1 pseudogene is annotated in these 410 nt (G+C 63.9%); it reads right to left on the reverse strand.

From position 1 onward, the window contains the following. Positions 1 to 91: 91 nt before the first annotated feature. Positions 92 to 410 (reverse strand): annotated as a pseudogene (locus tag FLO80_RS24045) (glutamine synthetase family protein); the annotation flags it as partial.

Genomic DNA, 410 nt, shown 5'->3' on the forward strand with positions numbered 1-410 from the left:
ACAGACGCCCCCGCGTTGAGTGTCTGCGAAACCGCCCCGGATTTCGCTGCGTACGGCGCCGGCCCAGGACCGGCGCGCCGATACCGTTACCTCAGACGGTATGCAGGTACCAGTTGTACTCGAGGTCGGAGATCGAGTGCTCGAACTCCTCCAGCTCGCTTTCCTTGCAGGCGACGAAGATGTCGATGTACTTCGGATCGATGTACTTCGCCAGGATCTCGCTGTCGTCCAGTTCGCGCAGGGCGTCGCGCAGGTTGTTCGGCAGGCTCGGCTCCATCTGCTCGTTGGAGTTGCCTTCGATCGGCGCGCCCGGCTCGACCTTGTTGGTCAGCCCGTGATGAACGCCTGCCAGCACCGCTGCCAGTAGCAGGTAGGGGTTGGCGTCGGCACCGGCCACCCGATGTTCCAGG

This window comes from Aquicoccus porphyridii (genome assembly GCF_008369105.1).
Taxonomy (GTDB): domain Bacteria; phylum Pseudomonadota; class Alphaproteobacteria; order Rhodobacterales; family Rhodobacteraceae; genus Aquicoccus; species Aquicoccus porphyridii.